The sequence below is a fragment of the Sulfurovum sp. genome, assembly GCF_049668085.1.
In the GTDB taxonomy this organism is placed as follows: domain Bacteria; phylum Campylobacterota; class Campylobacteria; order Campylobacterales; family Sulfurovaceae; genus Sulfurovum.
Genome location: NZ_JBATIY010000085.1, coordinates 46615 through 67534, shown reverse-complemented (window position 1 = coordinate 67534; position 20920 = coordinate 46615). Strand labels below are relative to the sequence as shown.

The window sequence follows — 20920 nt, the reverse complement described above, 5'->3', positions numbered from 1 at the left end:
GATGCTTTTTAAGTACAAAGGTTTTGACAAAACAGGTAAAAAAGTCAAGGGTACTGTTACAGCAAGTTCCATAGAAGAAGCAGGTCAAAAACTCCGTACACAAAATATCTATCATGAAGGGCTGACCCCAACAAAAGAGTTTTCACTTGAAGCCTTTTCCAAACGACAAATGCCAGGGGAACTTCTTAGTACTTTTTCTAAAGAGCTCTCTTCCTACCTCAATTCGGGGATGACTATACTTACCGCAATTAAACTCCTTGAGAACCAACATGAGGGGGAGAAAAAATATGTCTCTTTTCTGAATTCTATTAAGACCATGATCGATGAAGGAAAGTCCCTTTACCATGCACTTAATACGCAAAAGGTCTATGCCCTTCCGGAATTTTTCCTCCAAAGTCTTAATGTCGCGGGACAGAGTGGGAAAATGGTTGAGGTCCTCACCAATATGGGAAACTTTTTCTCTGCACAGAACAAAGTAAAAAAACAGGTGAAAGGAGCGATGACTTATCCTGCAATTATTTTTATTGTTGCTATAGGAATGACCTCTTTTCTTATCGCTTTTGTTGTACCGAAAATTACAGGGATATTTGAAGATACAGGTCAGGAGCTTCCTCCTATCACTCAATTTGTAGTTGGGTTAAGTGACTTTTTAACCTCTCACTATGTTGCTATCATTATAGCGATATTGCTTATTGTCATGATATTTAAAATCACTTATGCCAAAATTGATGCCTTTCATCGTATCATCGATTCACTATTTTTGAAAATGCCTGTGTTGGGTACACTGATCCAAAACCATGAATTGGGACGATTTTCTTACATCCTATCACTCATGCTAAGTTCTGGTGTGGCGTATGCCCAGGCGGTACAACTTGCTAAAGCTACTTTTGCAAACTATGGACTCCGCGATCTTTTTGAGAAAGCATCCGTAAAAGTACTCGAAGGAAATAAGCTTTCAAACTCTCTCCAAATGTCAAAAGGTGTAAAACTAAAGCGTAACTTTATGCAGTCTTTAGCCTTGGGAGAGGAGTCGAGTGAAGTAGCACAGATCCTAGATAACACCTCCGCACTTTACGCAGAAGAGAATGAAGACAAACTCAAGCTTCTGTTAGGTCTATTGGAACCATTTATGATGCTCTTTATCGGTGTGGTTGTGGGTGTCATCGTTGCAGCGATGCTTCTTCCTATCTTTACCATGACACAAGGATTGAAATAAAATGTCAACACTTAACAAACTCATACTTTTCATACTTCTAGCACTGCACTATCTACAAGCCGATACGATAGGAGGAGAAGTATCTCTAGGTTTCTTTAACCATGATCCTAGCGGAAATGCTGCTTACAAAGGTAGTTCTCAAAATCTTAATGATACTTTTGGCTTCAGCGAGGAACAAGATATCTTTTTGAAAGCGTATCTTGAACATCCTTTGCCTGTCATTCCGAATGTAAAGTTGGGGTATACCACACTTTCACATGAGGGAAGCAGTAACGTAAATGACTTTACGTGGGGGGATATTGACAACTTTACAGGAGATATTGACAGCAGTTTGTCATTAGACATGACAGATGTGACACTCTATTATGAACTCCTTGATAATTGGGCCGAAGTGGATGCAGGAATCACACTAAGGTATATCAATGGAGATATGGGTGTCACTGCCACTATAGCGAATGATGTTGCAAACTTTTCAACCTGGGTACCTTTGCTCTATGGCAAAGCACGTTTTAATATGCCCGTAACAGATCTTTCTTTTCAACTTGAAGCCAATGCGATCAGTTATTCGGATATAACCACATATGATTATGAACTCTCTGCCAGGTATACTTTGGTGATGGGGCTAGGCTTGGAAGCAGGCTATAAAGCATTTCATCTAGACAGCGATGACTTGGTAGATGGATTCCATGCAGACATGGACTTTTCGGGTCCTTACGCCTCTGTCATTTGGGATTTTTAATGGCAAAGCAACGTTTTAGAGATATCAAACAGGGAAAGAAGCAGGAAAACACTCCAAAAGTAAAGCCTGTACCTCAACAGGACAACTATGCTCCCGTAGGATTAAAAATAAAAGCATTTATCACTGATGCATTTATGCTGCTTATGCCTATCATGTATGTGGTCTTTTATCTTGTCATGGACGGGAGAGAAGGTTTTGCTGAACATAGGCTGGCAGGATGGTTCTATATACTTATTCCCCTGATCATTGTACAGACCATATTTATGTATAAGACCGGTCAAACACCTGGATATCGTGCCTACAACATCACGCTTATCGACGAAAATACAAAAAAGAAACCCTCTTTGTTTGTGATACTCTTTAGAAATTTGGCTGCTATACTGTCCCTTTTTACCATGTTAGGTTGGGCACTTATGTTTTTTAGAAAAGACAACAAAACATTACATGACCTCTTGTCAGCAACGGCTGTTGTAAACAAAAAATGAAACAAAACAGTGCCCTCTTCTCACCACTTTTAGGGGCTTACTACTTTTTTTACTTTGCACTTGTAGGTGTCTATGTCATCTTTATGCCAAAAGTCTTGCTTGACCTTGGATATGAGCCTCTGGAAGTAGGGATCATTTATGCAGCTGCTCCTTTTATGCGATTTTTACTCCCCTTTGCATTTAGACATTTTTTCTCTTTGACACCGAATGTCTATCAGCTCTCTTTACTCTTTACCTTTGTTGGTACCCTGTTTTTTTTAGCAACGATCAATGATTTCTGGATCTACCTTGTAGCAAACCTTCTTTTTGGTGCAGCGATGGGTATCTCACTTCCTTATGTTGAGACCATCGCCCTGGCATCTTTGTCTAAGCGACATTACGGGAAAGTACGTCTGTGGGGTTCTCTTGGCTTTATGGGTATAGCACTATGGTTAGGTAAAGTACTCAGTACACCTTATGAAGCGCTCTACTACCTAAGTGCAATGGCATTTTTAACCCTTTTTTTTGGCGCTATGCTTACAAAGTATGACACTATCTCGCACTCCAACCCGGAAGAAGATGCCTCCTTCTCACTCTCAAAGTATTGGGCATTTTGGATCTCCATCTTTTTAATGCAAGTAGGTTTTGGTGGGTTCTATAACTTCTTTACTATCTACGAAACTGCACATGGTATTTCGCTTGAAATGGTAAGCTGGATGTGGAGTTTTGGTGTGATATGTGAAATTTTTATGTACTACTTTCAAGGTCCTCTGCTGCAAAGAAACTTACTGCATATCTTGCAGTTTGCCACACTCGTCACTGCAGTGAGATGGATGATGCTCTACCTCTTCCCGGATTCAGTAGTACTCACTTTTGCATCACAATCCCTGCATGCCATAGGTTTTGCCCTCTACCATACTGCAGCCATTACTTATGTTTTTTCACTTTATACTCAGAAAAAGCTTGCCCAGCAGTTTTTCCTGGGCATTGCATTTGGACTTGGCGGTTCAGTAGGTGCTGTGCTCTCAGGGCAAATCTATGGGGAATATCTTTTCTTGGTAGAATCCATTATCACCTTTATGGCATTTGTTGTCCTGCTGATACACCAAAAACGTAAAAAGAGTATACAAGCATGACAAGATCTATCAACGCTGTTATATTTGCAGGAGGAAAAAGTTCTCGAATGGGTAAAGACAAAGCACTCTTGCCTTTTGGGGAATATCTTTCTCTGGCTGAGTTTCAATACGCGAAACTCAGTAGACTGTTCAACAAAGTATATATCTCAGCAAAAGAGCATAAATTTGATTTTGAGTGCATGGTGATCAAAGACACACGCAAAGAGACTTCACCTCTTATAGGACTTATTTCCATTTTTGAAACATTAGAGATAAATGAAGTGTTTATCCTAAGTGTAGATGCGCCATTTGTTGATGAGGAAATCATAAAGCATCTTTTGGAACATGATGAAAGTATGCTAGATATCATAGTAGCGCAAAGCCCAAGTGGTGTTCAGCCTCTTTGCGGGGTCTATAAAAGGTCCATTCTGCCTTTGGCCTACGCGCAATTAGAAAAGGGGAATCACAGGTTGGGTGATCTGTTGGGTCTTGCACATACACGTTTCGTGCCATTTGAAGAAGATAAACCGTTTACAAATCTCAATCATCCCGAAGAGTATCAGGAAGCGATTAAGCATTTTGAGAACTCTGCAGGGTAAGACAGGTTTCCCCCTCTATCATCTGAGTCATCAGTTTTCGAGAGAAGAAAACAAATTTTTCAAACAATGCACTATGATATTTGTCTTTATGATAGATCATTAAGAAATCTCTTTTACACTCAAAGTTCTCTACAGGAACCTTATAGAGTTTTCCTTCTTCCAACTCTTCTTTCACTGAGATCTTGGAAATACAGGTCAAACATTCACGGTTCATCAAAATACTTTTAATAGACTCGGTATGTCCGAGCTCTAAGAATACGTTTAAGTCGTCTACCCTCTCTTTAATATACTCTAAAAAAACTTCTCTGGTACCAGACCCCTCTTCTCTCAATACCCATCTTTTTTGAGACAGTGCATCTATCGTACTGGCTTCACACAAGTTTTTATCTGCTGTCACGACTACCAGTTCATCCACACCTATCTTCTCTTTTACTATATCTGCACCTGGAACAAATCCTTCAACAAAACCAATATCAATCATTCCTGCTTTGATCATTTCAGCTATCTCTTTGGTGTTCCCCTCTTTAAGTGTGATTTTGACATCAGGGTAAGAACTCATATAGCTACAGATAATAGCTGGCATCAGATAGTCGACTATGGTCGTACTCGCACCAACACGTATCATCCCTTTGTTCTCTGAATTCTTAAATTCATACTCAATATCTGAGAGTTTTTTAAAAATAGGATCAATCTCTTTATAAAAAGCACGACCCACTTCATTAAGAACGAGCTTCTTGTTGATCCGATCAAATACCGGTCGTCCTAAAATATTTTCCAATTCCTTAATAGACATTGAGATGGCTGATTGGCTTAGCTTCATATCTTTAGCCACATTGGTTAAATGGCCAGAGGCAACAACATTTAAAAAGATCTCCATTTGCCTAAGTGTTAATTTCATATCTACTCTCTTATTTATAATAATTTTATATCTGATATTTTATTATTAGTATAGTTAATAATTCGTAAATTATATCAAAATTATAGTAGAATTCTAAAAATGTTATCAATTATTTTGAATTAATAAGGATTTTTATGGCGTTTTCTCCAGAAAAACGTAAAGGTACCATGAGTGGGATTTTGTTTGTAGCCATTTTCGCAGCTGCTGCAACATTTATCGCATCACTCGGGCCAGTAAAGGCATTAGGCCTTTCACCTTTGGTCATTGGTATCGTTCTTGGTATTTTTTATGCAAACACCATGCATAATCAAATTCCTTCAGAATGGGAAACAGGTATTACCTTCTCTGCAAAAAAGATACTACGTTTTGCTATCGTTTTTTATGGCTTCAGAATTACGTTTCAACAGATTGCTGAAGTAGGTATGGACGGATTTCTAGTCTCCCTCATTATGCTTTCAACCACATTTATCTTTGGCTCATGGCTTGGATATAAGATATTTGGTATGGACAAAGATACCTCTATGTTAACTGCTTCCGGTGCTGCTGTTTGTGGTGCTGCTGCTGTACTCGCGACAGAACCTGTACTCAAATCAGAAGAGTACAAAACAGCCATCGCAGTCTCTATGGTCGTTTTATTTGGAACCATCTCTATGTTTCTCTATCCTGTACTCTATACCACTATCTTCGAAAACGCAACAGGTTTTCTGCATATGACTGCTAAAGAATTTGGTATCTATGTAGGTGGAACGATCCATGAAGTGGCACAGGTTGTCGCTGTACCATTTTCAATACCTGGAGCGCCTGAGGAAATGGCAAACGATGCAGTCATTGTTAAAATGACCCGTGTGATCATGATAGCACCTATGCTGATCATTTTGGGAATATACTTAAGCTACTCTGCGAAAAAAGAGGGTGGTCTTTCAGGAGAGGTCAAACTTGTGATTCCATGGTTCGCTGTCTACTTTATAGGTGTAGCAGGGTTTAACTCTTTACACTTAGTACCAGAAAATATCGTAAACATCATTAACGAAATAGATACTTTCCTTCTTACTATGGCTATGACTGCTTTGGGTATGGGCACACGCTTCTCTAAATTTAAAGGATTGGGACTGGCTCCTATCTATACTGCTACAGCTATGTTTGCATGGCTTGTGATAGGTGGATTTGTTGTGACTAAAATGGTCTGTGCCTAAAGAAGTCTTCATGGCCTTTTAATTTGCTGTAGATTTGAATAAATGGAGTGAGTGGAATAAAAAAGCATACTTACAGTATGTGACTGAGCGAAACGAAGCCATTTCTTTCAAGATGCAGTGAAATAAAAGAGCTGTCTTCTTCTGTAGCTTAGGGCTTCTAATATATCTGACTTTTCTATCTTCTCATGTGCATTTAAATCTGCTATCGTTCTGCCTATCTTTTTTACAGAAACGATACTTCTATATGAAAGTCCAAATTTATGTATGGCATTCTCTAAAATCTTATTTGCATTCATAGCGTCATGATGCACTAAATTTACAAAAATGGTTAAAAATATGTCAAATTGTAATATAATTTGATTGATACAAACACAAAGGAATATCATGGAGTATATTGAGCAGTCTATGAATCGTGCCAAAAATGGTAACTGTAAAGGTGATACCCTTTTTTTTCAAGCACTGAGAGAAGTGCTTGTCTCTATAGCGCCGCTTATAGAAAAACATCCCGAATATCTGGATCAACATGTCATCGACCGTATTATGGTACCCAACAGAGCCATACACTTTAAAATAGAGTGGCTGGATGATGACAATGTAGTACATGTTAATAATGGGTATAGAATTCAATTTAACAATGCTTTGGGACCCTACAAAGGTGGTGTACGTTTTCACCCATCAGTCAATCCGGATATCTTAAAATTTCTTGCTTTTGAACAGATATTTAAAAATGCGATCACCGGGCTTCATATAGGGGGTGCAAAAGGAGGATCTGATTTCGATCCTAAAGATAAAAGTGATAAAGAGATCATGAAATTCTGTCAAGCTTTTATGGCCGCTTTTTATAACAGTATCGGTGCAGATATTGATATACTAGGAGGAGATATAGGTGTAGGAGCAAGAGAAGTTGGGTACCTTTTTGGAAAATATAAACAACTCACAAACTCCTATGACAGTATCATTACCTCTAAACCACTCTCTCTAGGTGGAAGTTTAGGACGTATACAAGCAACAGGATATGGACTTGTCTACTTTACCCAAACCCTCTTGGAGGATAGGGGGGAGACACTCAAAGGCAAGATCTGTACTATTAGCGGCAGCGGAAATGTTGCGATCCATGCTATAGAAAAACTCTATGATATTGGTGCGATCCCAGTAACGTGCTCTGACTCCAGAGGTACCATACATGACAGTAACGGTATAGACCTAGAGCTTTTAAAAAACTTAAAACTGGAAAGAAGAGCCTCTTTGGAGTATTATACTCTGGAAAGAAAAAATGCTACCTATGTAAAAAGAGAAAACTATGTACAGGGCAGTAGTTTTGTATGGGATATCCCGTGTTTTGCAGCATTTCCATGTGCCACACAAAATGAATTAGGTGAAAACTGTGCACAATTACTTATACATAATGATGTAAAAATTGTTGCTGAAGGTGCTAATATGCCAACAACACCTAAAGCCATCGAACTTTTTGTAGAAAATAAAATTCTTTTTGCACCAGCCAAAGCAGCCAATGCCGGTGGTGTTGCTGTCAGTGTTTTGGAGATGAGTCAAAACAGTTCACTGAACTATCTTTCATCTGAAAAAGTAGATAAAAGGCTGCGAGACATTATGTCAACTATCTACATTGATCTCAAGAAAACATGTGATGAACATAATCTTGGGATGGACCTTATCTCTGCTGCAAATATATTAGGATTTAAACGTGTAGCTGATGCGATGATCATGCAAGGGGTGTAAAAATTATAAAGTGCTTTTCTAAAAAATGACAGTTCACATAATAGAGTCAGAAGTACTTAGATTGTGCGGAAGGTTTTCGAGGCGCACAATCAGTACTCCGACAAAACATTCCGTGCAAGATGTTTGATTATGCCTCTTTTAGTCTTCGTTTCCACTCTTTTTCGAATTTCTTTCTTTTCATATATGAGAGTTTTTCAATAAATACCTTGCCATCCAAGTGATCCATCTCATGCTGAATAGCAATAGCTAGAAAGTCATTATCTTCTATAGTATGCTTATGACCATCTCTGTCACAATACTCCACCTTAACATGTTTGGCACGCTCTACCTCTTCGTAGATACCGGGAATAGAGAGACACCCTTCCTGAAATTTTTCACTACCATCTTTTTCGATGATCACAGGGTTTATCATCTCTAAGGTATTTTCTTTAGGCTGATCATGCTCACCGTCCGTATCCTCTAAAGGGATATTTATGATAAGCGCTCTTAGATCAATGCCCACTTGAATAGCTGCGAGTCCTACACCATTACGGGCACGCATCGTCTCGTACATGTCATCAAGAAGATCATGCAAAGCACCATTAAAAGACTCTACCTCTTTTGAGATAAGTTTAAGTCTTTTGTCTGGATATACTACTATTTCTCTAACCATCTACTGTCTCTATTATGTAAAACTTTTTGTAAGTACTTTATCTATGAGACCATACTCCATAGCTTCTGCAGCAGACATAAAGTTATCACGTTCTGTATCTTTTTCAATACGTTTGGCTGTTTTGCCTGTCTGTTCTGCCAAGATCTCATTGAGTGTGTCTTTGAGCCTCTGAATCTCTTGCGCTTGTATCTGGATGTCTGTTGACTGTCCCTGTGCACCACCTGAAGGCTGGTGGATCATGATACGTGCATGCGGTAGTGCATAACGCTTACCTTTTGTACCCGAAGCAAGTAAAAAGGCACCCATAGATGCTGCTTGACCGATACAGATAGTGACGATGTCCGGTTTGATATAGTTCATCGTATCGAACATAGAGAGTCCTGAAGTGATCACGCCTCCCGGAGAGTTAATGTAAAAGTAAATGTCTTTATCCGGATCTTGCGCTTCAAGAAAAAGAAGTTGTGCTACAACGGTAGAGGCTACTTGATCATTTACCTCCCCACTTAGCATAATGATGCGGTCTTTAAGTAATCGTGAATAGATATCATAAGATCTCTCACCTCTACCTGTTTGTTCTACAACGTATGGAATATAGCTCATTTCTTACCTTTAATAATATATAGTTAAATAGATCTTCATATCAACTCAACTATACACTCTATAAGTTAACAAAGCAAACAGCAACGTTTGTTGCTGTTTACACATTTGTTTTATTTATCGAGACCTAACATCTTACCAAAGAGTTTATCTTCGATCATACCCATCTTCACAGCAGGGAGAAGATTATTTTCCTGGTAGTATTTGATCACTTCTTGTGGATCTTGTCCACTCATCATTGCTTCATAGTAAATAGCTTGTGATACTTCTTGATCATCTACAGCTACTTCTTCTTTCTTAGCCAATGCATCTACGATAAATGTTGCTTTCACAGATGCAACTGCATCTGCTCTTACTTCTTCACGAAGTGCTTCAACTTTTTCAGGGTTGTCTTTGAAAGAGTTAAGCTCATCTTCACTCATCTCTCTTGCTTTTGCATTGATCTTTGCATCGATCTCTTGTTCAACAATGTTATTTGGTAGTGCAAAATCAAATTTTTCAACCAATGCTTCAACCAATTTTGGTTTGAGGTCTTCATTATAGATTTTTGAAATTTCAGCAGATTCGATCTGTGTTTTTACTCTTTCAGTAAGCATTTCAAGCGTTGCATTCTCTTCACCCTGAAGAAGTTTTTGTGCCAACTCATCGTTAAGTTCTGCAGGTACTTGCTCTTGGATCTCGTGAAGTGTTACTTTAAACTCTGCCTCTTTACCTGCAAGATCAGCTGACTGATAATCTTCCGGGAAAGTTACTGTAACCGTTTTTTCTTCTTCATATTTCATACCGATGATCTGTTCTTCAAATCCTGGGATGAATTGACCTGAACCGATCTTTAGGTTAAACTTCTCTGCTTTACCGCCATCAAATGCTACACCGTCAACAAAACCTTCAAAGTCGATAAGAGTCATATCTCCATCTCTTACCATACGCTTTCTCTTGATCTTTGCATAAGGTGATTGCTGTGATGCAACTTCATTCAATTTTTCTTCAATTTCTTTCTCTGATGCTGTTGGTCTGTCAAAGGCAGGAAGCACATCCATGTGACCTTCTGCTTCAAATACTGGTCTTGTAGAAATTTCTACTTCAACGTCAATACCTGAATCTTTTTTATCATACTTTTTAAATGTCGGTTGTCCAAGAATGTCTGCTGAATTGAGACCTGCTTCCTTGATACCTGCATCGATAAGTTCTTTAAGCACTTCACCTTCAGCATCTTGTGCAAGTTTGTCGCCATGTAGTTTTTTCACTACATGTGCAGGTACTTTACCTTTTCTGAAACCATCTACTTTCATCTCTTTACCCGCTTGAACAGCCATCTTGTTAATATTCTCTTCAACAGCACTGTTTTCTATAGTACCACTTACGATTACATTTGCGTCGTCTACTTTGTTTACTGTAACTTTCACTACAATCCTTTTATATATAATTACGTGATTTTATCTAAATAAAGTTGAAATACCAATAAGCATTAAAATTATAGGGGGAAAAGGGTGGTAAAAAGGCTATCCAGAGTAGTTCTGGATAGCGAAGAGGTCACGCTATTTGTAAGTTCTTTTGATATCTTTTTCTATTTCAGCTGGGGTAGAAGCTATTTTCATAAACTCTCCCATGCTTAGAAGCGGTAAAGAAACTGCTAGGTAATACTTAGGATCCAACATCACAGCTTTACCATCTTTGATAATACTTCTGTATGGTAAGATCTGTGCATTATGACCAGCATCGATCTTAAGAAGGAATTTATTGGTTCTGCTTCTTAAACTGTGTCCCACAAGTGTTGATCCATTAGGAAGTTTAAGGCTGTAAGCAACATATTTGTTGTCTTTTAACTTACTTGCCAGATCTGAACCCTCACCTACATTGATCGTCTCATCTACATAAGGCATACCCATCATAAATTGATATTTAGCAAGTTTTGAAAGTTTAAACTCATCTTTGACTGTATGAAGATCACCAAGTGCTTTTTGAAGAGACTTCAATGTTCCAGAGAACTGACCATATTTAAACTTGTCTTGAAGATATGCCGCTCCAAAATATGATGGATTTTGTACACGTACTTCTTTTTCATTTACAAGTACATTCAGTGTTGCCAACCAAGAGTTTGTTGCTTGTAATTCTTTGTTCGTGATCGTGATCACTGTCGAACCTTTGATCGGTGCTGTTGTAGCCAAAACTGAGAAACCATTGGCTTTCAATTTTGATTGCACTGCATTTGCATCCTGTGCTTTAGCTGCATAGTATGTACTAAGTACTGCCGGTGCCGTAGCACCTATTTCTAATTTAGCACCTTCCGCTTGTGCAGTAACCAGCGCCAATAAAAACGCCAATGTCATTTTCATTAATTTCATCTTCTTTCCTTATTTTAGTAATTTCTTTACTTCAAATTGTTTGACTAGTCTTTACCTAGTGTTACAACTTCAAAGCCCATCTCTTTAAATGTTTCAACCACTTCTGCATCGATCGCTCTCATATAATCGATACGTTTTTGGTCTGTGAAGTTCAATGCATTGATCCAGTTGTCTACACTTGCATATCCTACATGTAATTCATTTGTTCCTTTAGGAATATAGAAATATACTGAACATGGTGCGAACATACCCGCTTCAGGAAGACCTCTGTTGAAGATAGAGTTTGAAAATTCAAAGTGACAAAGCAGAGAAACCCAGTATGCATCATATTTATCAAATTCTAAGTCCATATCAGAATATTCAAATTTGAAATCAATAAATCCAGCGATAATAAAATTATGCTTAGAGAAACGTCCATCATGATCCATGACAAAATCTTCAACGAATTCTTCCATATCATCAGGTTTCTCAAACTTTTTTACCAGTCTTGTAAGTCCATTTTTCGGGAGTGGCTTAGTATGCTCAAATCTTTTTGACATTGTAGGCTTCATCTCTTTTTTTACTAATTCATCAAAAGAACCAACCATATCTGTAAAGGCTTTTCTTGCATCTGCATCTTGTTCTCCGATGATATCTAGCATAGTATTCGGAGCAAGGTGTCCATACCATGTGTTATCATCTTTTGCTTTATCAAGTATTTTGTAACCAAAAAAGTTGTACGGAGCATAGGCACCAAAATCAGGGTTTTTAAGTAAAAGAGGTCTCAGTGCTTCTTTATTCACAAGTCCAAAGAAAGAGATCATCTCTAAAGTACTCTCTTTAAATTTATTGTAGTAATGCACTTGGATATCTTTATTGGCAGCCACTGTAGAGTAACCAACTGTGTCTATCTTTTTGATCAACTGGTCTAATTGTACTCTTTGATTACCTTCTGAACCCCAGAGTTCCGCTGTTAACTTTGCTTCAGCTTGAGCCAAGCCTACAAGCATCATAAAGGCTAGTATAACTTTATGTAATTTCATATTTTTTCCTTATAGTGTTAAATAGTAATTCTTATGATAATGCATATTGTATTAATAAGTGTTTAACCATCAAATAAACTGTACTATAATAGATTAAAGTCCTTTTTCGTATCACTCTTTATTTTCACTTCTATCTAAAAAACTATCAACCACTTCTCTCACATTAAAGCCCTGTTCTTCAAGCGTAGGTTTAAATTTTTGCGTTTTTTGTGCTTGAATACCCATACTTTTCAATTCTTTTAAGAACGCTTCACTATCCATATTTAATGCCTTGGCCACCTGTTCAAAAGATTTTCTTCCAAGTCCCGTAACTTTAGGTGTCTTATCCCCTAAAGAAGCGCTTATGAATCTGAAAATATCCCCTGGTGTTTTCCCTTGCTTAACAGCAATATCTTCTAAAATGTCTGTGTTTGACGCACTTATATTGTGTTCGTTCAATACTCTTAACACCTGTTCCACATCATACCCTGTCTTTTGACTAAAATCTTTCAGTGTAGACTCTTCGGCATGTCCGTAAGGAGGTTCTTCACTCTTCTCTACCCAACTCTCTTTCACCTCTTCGCCAAAATCAAGAAAAGTAGAGAAAGGTACTATTGTATAAAGTGTACCAAATAAAAAGAGTAAAACAATACTTAACGCGACTACCATCTCTTTGGTAAAAAATACAAAAGCTTTAGCCTGATTTTTCATATAACTCGTCAATGGTTTCCAATTATAATATATGTGTAACAAAGTTGTCACGATAAAAAGTACCATAAAAGTCGTATGTATCTCAGCAAACTGGTCCTTGCTCCACCCAAACAATTCCCAGTTTGTCCAATAGGCAACCCTGCCATGCGGTGCGATATAAAGAACTATCCCCGTATATGTCATCATGATCATGGACCAAAGCATGACCAGAGATGTTATTTTTTTCAATTTCATCTTTATCCTTTATCAAAGTATCTAGGATTTTAATATATTATAACATGCTAAATGCACAAAGTAACTCATGATATAATCCCAACATGCATAAAAAAACACACCAAAACATCCAAAACTGGTATCAAGAGAATGGAAGATTGGATCTCCCTTGGCGCAATACTTCAGAAGCATATTATATTTACCTCTCTGAAGTAATGCTCCAGCAAACGCAAGTAAAAACAGTATTGGATCGGTACTATATTCCTTTTATTGAACGCTTTCCTTCACTTAAACTCTTGGGTGAAGCGCCTCTAGATGATGTATTGAAGATGTGGGAAGGGCTTGGATACTATAATCGTGCTAAAAATTTACACAAGACCGCTACCCTTATAGATACACTGCCAAATGATATAGATGAACTGATAAAACTCCCTGGTATAGGCAAAAATACGGCACATGCTGTTGCTGCCTTTGCCTTTAACCAGCCCGTTCCCATCATGGAAGCCAATGTTAAACGTATACTATGCCGTTTACAAAAGATCAAAACGCCTAACGACAAAAAACTTTGGGAGCTCGCTTATGATCTGGTAGACAAGGTCCATCCATTTAACTATAATCAAGCAATGATGGATATAGGGGCAACCATTTGTCTACCTAGAATTCCCAAATGTGAGATCTGTCCCCTGAGTGATATTTGCAAAGGGCAGGAAGAGCCTACACTCTATCCTACAAAGAAGAAACGCGTTGTACCCACTAGAGAAGAAAACATACTTATCCGTGTCTATGATGATAAATTGGCTCTGACCCAAAGAAAAGGAAAATTCTTACATGGTCTTTGGGGATTTGAGAGTATGGATATTCCACCTTGTGCCTCTATATACATCGGTGAAATTACCCATGCCTATACACACTTTAAGCTCATTTGTAAAGTGTATGTTTATTATGAGAACAACCCTGAGCAGACAGATTACTTTAATGAAGCAGAAATACAAAAACTTGCCATCTCAAAAGTAGATGACAAGATAGTTAAATTGTTCACCAAAATAAATCCATAACGGGTATGTATTTATTGGAGTTTAGCTACAATGTGAAAAATATCTATATAGGTAACCATGATGAATAAAGAAGAAGAATTTGAACAGGCTGTGACCAAAGTCCTTGAACTTTTAGGAGAGGACCCTACACGCGAAGGTTTACTTCAGACACCTAGCCGTGTGGCTAAAGCCCTAAAGTTTCTTACAGAGGGTTATGATCAAGATCCAAAAGAAATACTCAACCAGGCTCTTTTCAGTACAAGTAATGATGAAATGGTATTGGTACGTGATATCGAATTTTACTCCATGTGTGAACATCACATGCTTCCTATTATAGGGCGTGCACATGTGGCATACATACCAGACGGTAAAGTGGTAGGGCTTTCTAAGATCCCTCGTATCGTCAATGTCTATGCCAGACGTTTGCAGATACAAGAGCAGATGACCGAACAGATCGCAGATGCTATTTTGGGGACGATCAAACCTAAGGGTGTGGCAGTAGTGGTTCATGCACGTCATATGTGTATGGAGATGAGGGGGGTTCAAAAGATCAACTCTACTACAGTCAGTTCTGCGCTTCGAGGTCTCTTCAAAAGAGATGAGCGTACCAGAAATGAATTTTATAATCTTATCAACACACCTACCCCTTCAAATTTTTAAACCAAAACGGATATTATCCGTTTTGGTTCTGCTTTACTGCTTACAAACGCTATAAAATATCTCTATTTACATACATATTTAATGCAAATCAAGGAAAAATAATCTAATTAGGAGTATAATAGTCCTAATTAAGTTAAAATTTTATCTTAGTTTAAGAATAAGAGCGTATTATGCCTTAACCTAATTAGGACTAAATTAGTCTTAATTAAAATGAGTATCGTTATAAATTAAAAAAATGAATTGAATTTTATTCTATTCAGAGGAGATAATGAATGAAAGTCTATTTAGACAATAATGCAACAACTATCGTTGACCCGCAGGTCTTCACAGAGATGGAACCGTATTTTGTACAAAAATATGGTAATCCAAACTCACTACATATATTTGCGAGTGATACACACCCTGGTATAAAGGCTGGTATGGAAAGAATCTATGCAGGTATCAATTCACCTAAAGAAGATTCTGTGGTTGTTACGTCTTGTGCAACAGAAAGTAATAACTGGGTACTCAAAAGTATCTATTTTGAACAGATCTTGACAGGTAAAAAGAACCACATCATTGTCTCTGAAGTTGAACACCCTTCTGTTATAGCCACTGCAAGGTTTTTAGAGAGCATGGGTACTAAAGTGACTTACCTTCCTATTAACCATGAAGGACTTATAGAGGCAAAGTCTGTAGAAGAGAGTATTACTGATAAAACTGCTCTTGTATCTGTTATGTGGGCGAACAATGAAACAGGTGCGATCTTCCCTGTAGAAGAGATCGGTAATATCTGTAAAAAGCATAATGTGCTTTTCCATACAGATGGTGTACAAGCTATAGGTAAAATACCTGTAGATGTACAATCATTTAATGTAGATTACATTACATTCTCTGCACATAAGTTTCATGGACCTAAAGGTGTTGGTGCCCTCTATATGAAAAAAGGTAAAGAGCTTATGCCTCTACTTCATGGTGGTGCACAAATGGGCGGATACCGTTCAGGTACACTCAATGTTGCTGGTATCGTAGGTATGGGTAAAGCGATGGAGCAAGCTGTTGATTCTTTAGAATTTGAGATGACTGAGATCAGAAGAATGAGAGATAATTTTGAAGATGAGCTCCTCAAGATAGAAGATACATTTGTTGTAACACCAAGAGAAAATAGAACACCAAACACCATCCTTATCTCGTTTAGAGGTATTGAAGGTGAATCAATGTTATGGGATCTTAGTCGTGCCGGTATCGGTGCAAGTACAGGTTCCGCTTGTGCAAGTGAGGACCTTGAAGCAAACTCAGTAATGGAAGCTATCGGTGCAGCAGAAGATCTTGCACATACAGCTATCCGTTTTTCAATGAGCCGTTACACTACACAAGATGAGTTAAACTACACACTTAACGTAGTTAAAGCTGCCGTGCTAAGACTTAGAGGTATCTCAAGTTCATACGCATATGCACCAGAAGGTCATGAGAGTGGATTAGACTCTCATCACCATTAATAAATAAAATAATAAAGGATATAAAATGGGTATAGATAGTTTAGTAGGTGGTACCATCTGGGATGAGTACAGTAATAAAGTAACAGATTTAATGAACAACCCACAAAATATGGGTGAGATCACAGAAGAAGAAGCGAAAGAAATGGGTGCTAAACTCATCGTGGCTGATTTTGGTGCAGAGAGTTGTGGAGATGCAGTAAGACTTTACTGGGCAGTTGAACCTGAAACAGACAAGATTCTTTCATCTAAATTCAAAAGTTTTGGTTGTGGTACTGCTATTGCCAGTTCTGATACTATGGCTGAACTTTGTAAAGGCAAAACAGTTGATGAAGCAGTAAAGATCACAAATATCGATGTTGAAATGGCAATGCGTGATGAGGCTGATACTCCAGCAGTTCCACCACAGAAAATGCACTGTTCTGTTATGGCTTATGATGTTATCAAGAAAGCTGCAGCACAGTACAAAGGTGTAGATATGGAGAGCTTCGAAGAAGAAGTGATCGTGTGTGAATGTGCACGGGTAACACTCTCTACACTTCAAGAAGTGATCCGTCTAAATGACCTTACAACAGTTGAAGAGATAACAGACTATACAAAAGCAGGTGCTTTTTGTAAATCATGTATCAAGCCTGGTGGACACGAAGAAAAAGATGTCTATCTTGTAGATCTTTTGGAAGAATACGAGAAAGAAAAAATGGCTGGTGGCGCAACACTTGGTAATACAGGTGGTGCTGATGCTGATTTTGCACAAATGACTATCGTTCAGCGTATTAAAGCGGTGGACAAAGTTGTCGATGAGAATATCAGACAAATGCTTGTTATGGATGGTGGCGATATGGAAATTCTTGACATCAAAGAGAACGGTGCAAATTTTGACATTTACATCCGTTACTTAGGTGCATGTTCTGGTTGTGCAAGTGCTGACACAGGTACACTTTTTGCCATAGAAAATATTCTAAAAGAAAAATTAGACGAAAACATCAGAGTTTTACCTATCTAATTACCTTTTCTTTACACAAACCCAAGGCTTAACTTGGGTTTGAGATCACCTTATCTACCATCAACTGTACAGTTGTCTTTCCTCTAAAATGATTTTCATTTACCGTATAGGTAATATCTGCCTTTGATCCTACTTCAAAAACCTCTTTCGTTTTAAACTTCACACCTTGCATGACTATACCATCCTGTGCAAAAGAAAAGCGTAAATGTTCACCCTCTTTGCCCATACTGTCTGCCTGAAGTATCTCTACATTCGTGCTAATAAACTTTGGTGTCGTGTTTCCCTGTCCGTAAGGTTCATACTTTTTAACAATAGATGTCAGATCAAAAGAGATATATGAAAAGTGTAGATTCCCTATGATCTCTGGATCAACTACTTCTTTCACATAGTTACCTTCAGTAAAGTTTTTTTGTACTTCTGTTTTAAACGATTTCAGGCTCTCTTTCTTCAAAGAAAGACCAATGGCTGCCTGATGTCCTCCAAACTTCTCCAGATGTATCCTCGCACCATCAACGATACTAAAAAGATCACACTCTCCAAAACTTCTACCACTTCCTTTAACTGATCCCTCTTTGCTTTGACTGAGTACGATACAGGGTTTTTCACATGCCCGTGCCACTCTTGCAGCTACAATGCCAACTACACCTTCATGCCATGCTTCACCCACTACTATAATCACTTCATCGCTATGATCCACCTGTAACATTGCCTTTTGTGTAATATCGTATTCTGTAGATTTTCTAAGTGTGTTAAATTCTATGAGACGTTCAAGTCTTACTCTTGCATCATAGATATTGGTCGAAGATAAAAAATCTACGGCAAAAGAAGCATCTTCCATGCGCCCTGCACTGTTGAGCAGAGGTGCTAAGAAAAACCCTATATCCTCAGCATTTAATGTCTCTTTTTGACTATGTTCCAAAAAAGCTTTAATCGCAGGTCTTTCAGTCTTGTTCAGTGCTTTTATGCCCGCTTGTACCATAGCTCTGTTGATATGCTGCAAGGGCATCATATCTGCAATGATAGCAATAGCAACAAGTTCCATATACGCCATCATATTGATTTTCACATCTAAAGCATTTTTTAATGAAGCAATAAGATACCAGGCGATCTGTGCACCACATACTTCTTCGTAAGGAAAGTCACACTCTTCTTGTTTTTGGTTTATGATCGCATAGGCATCGGGTATTTCTGGTGCAAGTATATGATGATCTGTGATAATGAGTTCTATACCCTCTTCTTTACACAGTTTAGCAGCATAGACTGCTGATATGCCGTTATCTACTGTGATCGCCAGATCTGTACCAAGTATACGGGGAATAATGTTCGATGAGAGCCCGTATCCATCTCTGAATCGGTTAGGGATGATCCACTCTATCTCATACCCTATCTCTTCGAAAAAAAGTTTCATCAATGTCGTAGAGGTTACACCATCCACATCATAATCACCGATGATGGTGATTTTTTCTTTGTCTTGAATAGCTGAAACGATACGTTTTGTCGCTTTGTCCATATCTTTAAAAGTAGAAGGTTGAGGGAGGTCGCGTAAAGTAAGAAAACCCTCTTCAAAACGTGTTTGAAGAAGTGTTTGCAATATCTGAAGTGTAAGGGTAGGATAAACCTTACTCATTTATTCAGGTTTGTTATCAATAGACGCTTTTACAAATGCCATGATAGATGGATTTGCATTTTGAAGTCTTGAGGTAAATTCAGGGTGAAATTGAACACCTAAAAACCAAGGATGTTCCTGCACTTCAACTGCTTCAATAAGCCCATGTGATTCACCAGTTATATCTAATCCATTCGCTTCAAATGCTTCTCTGTATTTAGGATTCGCTTCATAACGATGTCTATGTCTTTCAAAAATAATAGGTGCATCATATGCTTTTCTGAGATTTGAATTTTCTTTTGTTTCACATTCATATTCACCAAGACGCATTGTTCCACCCATAGGAGATGTTGTTGTTCTCACTTGTTTTGAACCGCTTGCATCTATAAATTCATCAATAAGATAAATGATTGGATTTGGTGTATTTTTATCAAACTCTACTGAATTTGCATCTTCAATTTTAAGTACATTTCTTGCAAATTCAATCATTGCCAGCTGCATACCAAGACAAATACCTAAAAATGGTATTTTATTCTCTCTAGAATACTGGATCGCTTGAATTTTACCTTCAACACCACGTTCACCGAAACCGCCAGCAACTAAAATGCCGTCACAATCATTCAAATATTTTTGGGCACCGTCATCTTCTACTTTTTCACTATCAACCCATTTGATATTTACTTTATGATCTAAATGTGCTCCTGCATGTATAAGTGCTTCAGTAAGTGATTTATACGACTCTTTTAAATCTAGGTATTTACCTACAAAAGCTATTTTAGTTTCAGCACTTGGCATAATGATCTTATGTACTAGATCTGCCCATTCATCCATTTTAGGTTGACAATTTTCAAGATCTAAATGTTTACATATAGGTGTCAATATATCCTGTTTTAAAAAGTTTAACGGTACTTCATAAATAGTAGGTGCATCTATCGCATCTATGACTGAATCTTCATCTACATCACAAGAGTAAGCGATCTTTCTTTTTAAATCTGCTGGAACAGGTTGTTCTGCTCTAAGCACAAGCATATGTGGTGCGATACCTATACGTCTAAGTTCTTGAACAGAGTGCTGTGTTGGTTTTGTCTTAAGTTCTCCAGCTGCTTTGATATAAGGTAAAAGTGTGACATGTATATTCATGACTTGTGTTTTACTAAGTTCATGTTTCATTTGTCTGATCGTTTCTAAAAAAGGTAAACCTTCAATATCACCAGTAGTACCACCAAGTTCTACAATAAGAATATCTTTATTCTCACCTGCTCTTATAATACGTTCTTTAATTTCATTTACAATATGTGGAACGACCTGGATCGTTTTACCAAGATACTTTCCTTTACGTTCATTTTCAATCACTGTTTTATAAACAAGACCTGTCGTAAAGTTGTTATTTTGTGTGAGTGATGTATCTAGAAATCTTTCATAGTGTCCTAAGTCTAGGTCTGTTTCAGCTCCATCTTTGGTTACAAAAACTTCTCCGTGTTCTAAGGGTGACATAGTCCCAGGGTCAACATTGATATAGGGATCAAGTTTTAATACGCCTACACGTTGTCCTGTATGTTTTAGTAATGTTCCTATACTTGCAGCAGTAATACCTTTTCCTAAAGAAGAGAGTACACCACCTGTAACAAAAATATATTTTGTTTTATTTTCACTCATTAAACG

Annotated in this window: 21 protein-coding genes; 11 read left to right on the top strand and 10 right to left on the bottom strand. The window is 37.9% G+C overall.

All coding sequences use genetic code 11. From position 1 onward, the window contains the following. Window position 1 precedes the first annotated feature (1 nt). From WBM70_RS05660 to mobA, 5 genes are read left to right on the top strand one after another with little or no spacing between them, the layout of a single operon-like run. The gene (locus tag WBM70_RS05660; RefSeq protein WP_424557538.1) at window positions 2-1216 is read left to right on the top strand and encodes a type II secretion system F family protein; all 1215 of its coding nucleotides are present in this window, start codon (window positions 2-4) and stop codon (window positions 1214-1216) included. 1 nt (window position 1217) lies between these two features. Continuing rightward, window positions 1218-1955 carry a TIGR04219 family outer membrane beta-barrel protein gene (locus tag WBM70_RS05655; RefSeq protein ID WP_424557537.1) on the top strand — a complete coding sequence of 246 codons (738 nt, stop codon included), beginning with the start codon at window positions 1218-1220 and terminating at the stop codon, window positions 1953-1955. Continuing rightward, window positions 1955-2440: an RDD family protein gene (locus tag WBM70_RS05650; protein ID WP_424557536.1), complete on the top strand. Its 486-nt coding sequence runs from the start codon at window positions 1955-1957 to the stop codon at window positions 2438-2440. The genes WBM70_RS05655 and WBM70_RS05650 overlap by 1 nt, the downstream gene beginning before the upstream one ends. Beyond that, window positions 2437-3555 carry an MFS transporter gene (locus WBM70_RS05645; protein WP_424557535.1) on the top strand — a complete coding sequence of 373 codons (1119 nt, stop codon included), beginning with the start codon at window positions 2437-2439 and terminating at the stop codon, window positions 3553-3555. The genes WBM70_RS05650 and WBM70_RS05645 overlap by 4 nt, the downstream gene beginning before the upstream one ends. After that, entirely contained in the window at window positions 3552-4133 is a 582-nt protein-coding gene (mobA, locus tag WBM70_RS05640) for a molybdenum cofactor guanylyltransferase MobA (protein WP_424557534.1), read from the top strand. The genes WBM70_RS05645 and mobA overlap by 4 nt, the downstream gene beginning before the upstream one ends. Here the strand turns inward: mobA and WBM70_RS05635 are convergent. After that, window positions 4105-5031: a LysR substrate-binding domain-containing protein gene (locus WBM70_RS05635; RefSeq protein ID WP_424557533.1), complete on the bottom strand. Its 927-nt coding sequence runs from the start codon at window positions 5029-5031 to the stop codon at window positions 4105-4107. The genes mobA and WBM70_RS05635 overlap by 29 nt on opposite strands. A gap of 134 nt (window positions 5032-5165) precedes the next feature. Between WBM70_RS05635 and WBM70_RS05630 the strand changes: the two genes are divergently transcribed. Further along, window positions 5166-6224: a YeiH family protein gene (locus WBM70_RS05630; protein ID WP_424557532.1), complete on the top strand. Its 1059-nt coding sequence runs from the start codon at window positions 5166-5168 to the stop codon at window positions 6222-6224. Window positions 6225-6331: 107 nt separating this feature from the next. Here the strand turns inward: WBM70_RS05630 and WBM70_RS05625 are convergent, their stop codons facing one another. Next, the gene (locus WBM70_RS05625; RefSeq protein ID WP_424557531.1) at window positions 6332-6520 is read right to left on the bottom strand and encodes a hypothetical protein; all 189 of its coding nucleotides are present in this window, start codon (window positions 6518-6520) and stop codon (window positions 6332-6334) included. Window positions 6521-6608: 88 nt separating this feature from the next. Between WBM70_RS05625 and gdhA the strand changes: the two genes are divergently transcribed. After that, window positions 6609-7961 (top strand): NADP-specific glutamate dehydrogenase, encoded by a 1353-nt coding sequence (gdhA, locus tag WBM70_RS05620; protein WP_424557530.1) that lies wholly within the window; start codon window positions 6609-6611, stop codon window positions 7959-7961. 127 nt (window positions 7962-8088) lie between these two features. Here the strand turns inward: gdhA and def are convergent, their stop codons facing one another. The 6 genes from def to WBM70_RS05590 all read right to left on the bottom strand — a co-directional run bounded on the left by def (window position 8089) and on the right by WBM70_RS05590 (window position 13501). Next, the gene (gene def, locus WBM70_RS05615; protein WP_424557529.1) at window positions 8089-8613 is read right to left on the bottom strand and encodes a peptide deformylase; all 525 of its coding nucleotides are present in this window, start codon (window positions 8611-8613) and stop codon (window positions 8089-8091) included. A gap of 12 nt (window positions 8614-8625) precedes the next feature. Next, the gene (clpP, locus tag WBM70_RS05610) at window positions 8626-9213 is read right to left on the bottom strand and encodes an ATP-dependent Clp endopeptidase proteolytic subunit ClpP (protein ID WP_424557528.1); all 588 of its coding nucleotides are present in this window, start codon (window positions 9211-9213) and stop codon (window positions 8626-8628) included. A gap of 110 nt (window positions 9214-9323) precedes the next feature. Next, window positions 9324-10616: a trigger factor gene (tig, locus tag WBM70_RS05605; RefSeq protein ID WP_424557527.1), complete on the bottom strand. Its 1293-nt coding sequence runs from the start codon at window positions 10614-10616 to the stop codon at window positions 9324-9326. A gap of 132 nt (window positions 10617-10748) precedes the next feature. Next, the gene (locus WBM70_RS05600; protein WP_424557526.1) at window positions 10749-11555 is read right to left on the bottom strand and encodes a hypothetical protein; all 807 of its coding nucleotides are present in this window, start codon (window positions 11553-11555) and stop codon (window positions 10749-10751) included. A 44-nt stretch (window positions 11556-11599) separates the two neighbouring features. Then, window positions 11600-12577: a hypothetical protein gene (locus WBM70_RS05595; RefSeq protein ID WP_424557525.1), complete on the bottom strand. Its 978-nt coding sequence runs from the start codon at window positions 12575-12577 to the stop codon at window positions 11600-11602. A gap of 111 nt (window positions 12578-12688) precedes the next feature. Next, the gene (locus tag WBM70_RS05590) at window positions 12689-13501 is read right to left on the bottom strand and encodes a DUF4405 domain-containing protein (protein ID WP_424557524.1); all 813 of its coding nucleotides are present in this window, start codon (window positions 13499-13501) and stop codon (window positions 12689-12691) included. A gap of 83 nt (window positions 13502-13584) precedes the next feature. Between WBM70_RS05590 and WBM70_RS05585 the strand changes: the two genes are divergently transcribed. From WBM70_RS05585 to WBM70_RS05570, 4 genes are all read left to right on the top strand, one after another. Further along, the gene (locus WBM70_RS05585; protein WP_424557523.1) at window positions 13585-14535 is read left to right on the top strand and encodes an A/G-specific adenine glycosylase; all 951 of its coding nucleotides are present in this window, start codon (window positions 13585-13587) and stop codon (window positions 14533-14535) included. 60 nt (window positions 14536-14595) lie between these two features. After that, on the top strand, window positions 14596-15174 hold the full coding sequence (folE, locus tag WBM70_RS05580) for a GTP cyclohydrolase I FolE (RefSeq protein WP_424557522.1): 579 nt from the start codon (window positions 14596-14598) through the stop codon (window positions 15172-15174). A gap of 272 nt (window positions 15175-15446) precedes the next feature. After that, entirely contained in the window at window positions 15447-16652 is a 1206-nt protein-coding gene (locus WBM70_RS05575) for a NifS family cysteine desulfurase (protein WP_424557521.1), read from the top strand. Window positions 16653-16677: 25 nt separating this feature from the next. Then, window positions 16678-17652, top strand: a complete 975-nt coding sequence (locus tag WBM70_RS05570; RefSeq protein WP_424557520.1) for an iron-sulfur cluster assembly scaffold protein — start codon at window positions 16678-16680, stop codon at window positions 17650-17652. A gap of 28 nt (window positions 17653-17680) precedes the next feature. On the opposite strand, the gene recJ is transcribed toward WBM70_RS05570, so the two are convergent. Both recJ and WBM70_RS05560 read right to left on the bottom strand, forming a co-directional pair. Beyond that, window positions 17681-19279, bottom strand: coding sequence for a single-stranded-DNA-specific exonuclease RecJ (gene recJ, locus WBM70_RS05565; protein WP_424557519.1), 1599 nt, complete (start codon window positions 19277-19279; stop codon window positions 17681-17683). After that, window positions 19280-20914 (bottom strand): CTP synthase, encoded by a 1635-nt coding sequence (locus WBM70_RS05560; RefSeq protein ID WP_424557518.1) that lies wholly within the window; start codon window positions 20912-20914, stop codon window positions 19280-19282. Window positions 20915-20920: the final 6 nt, after the last annotated feature.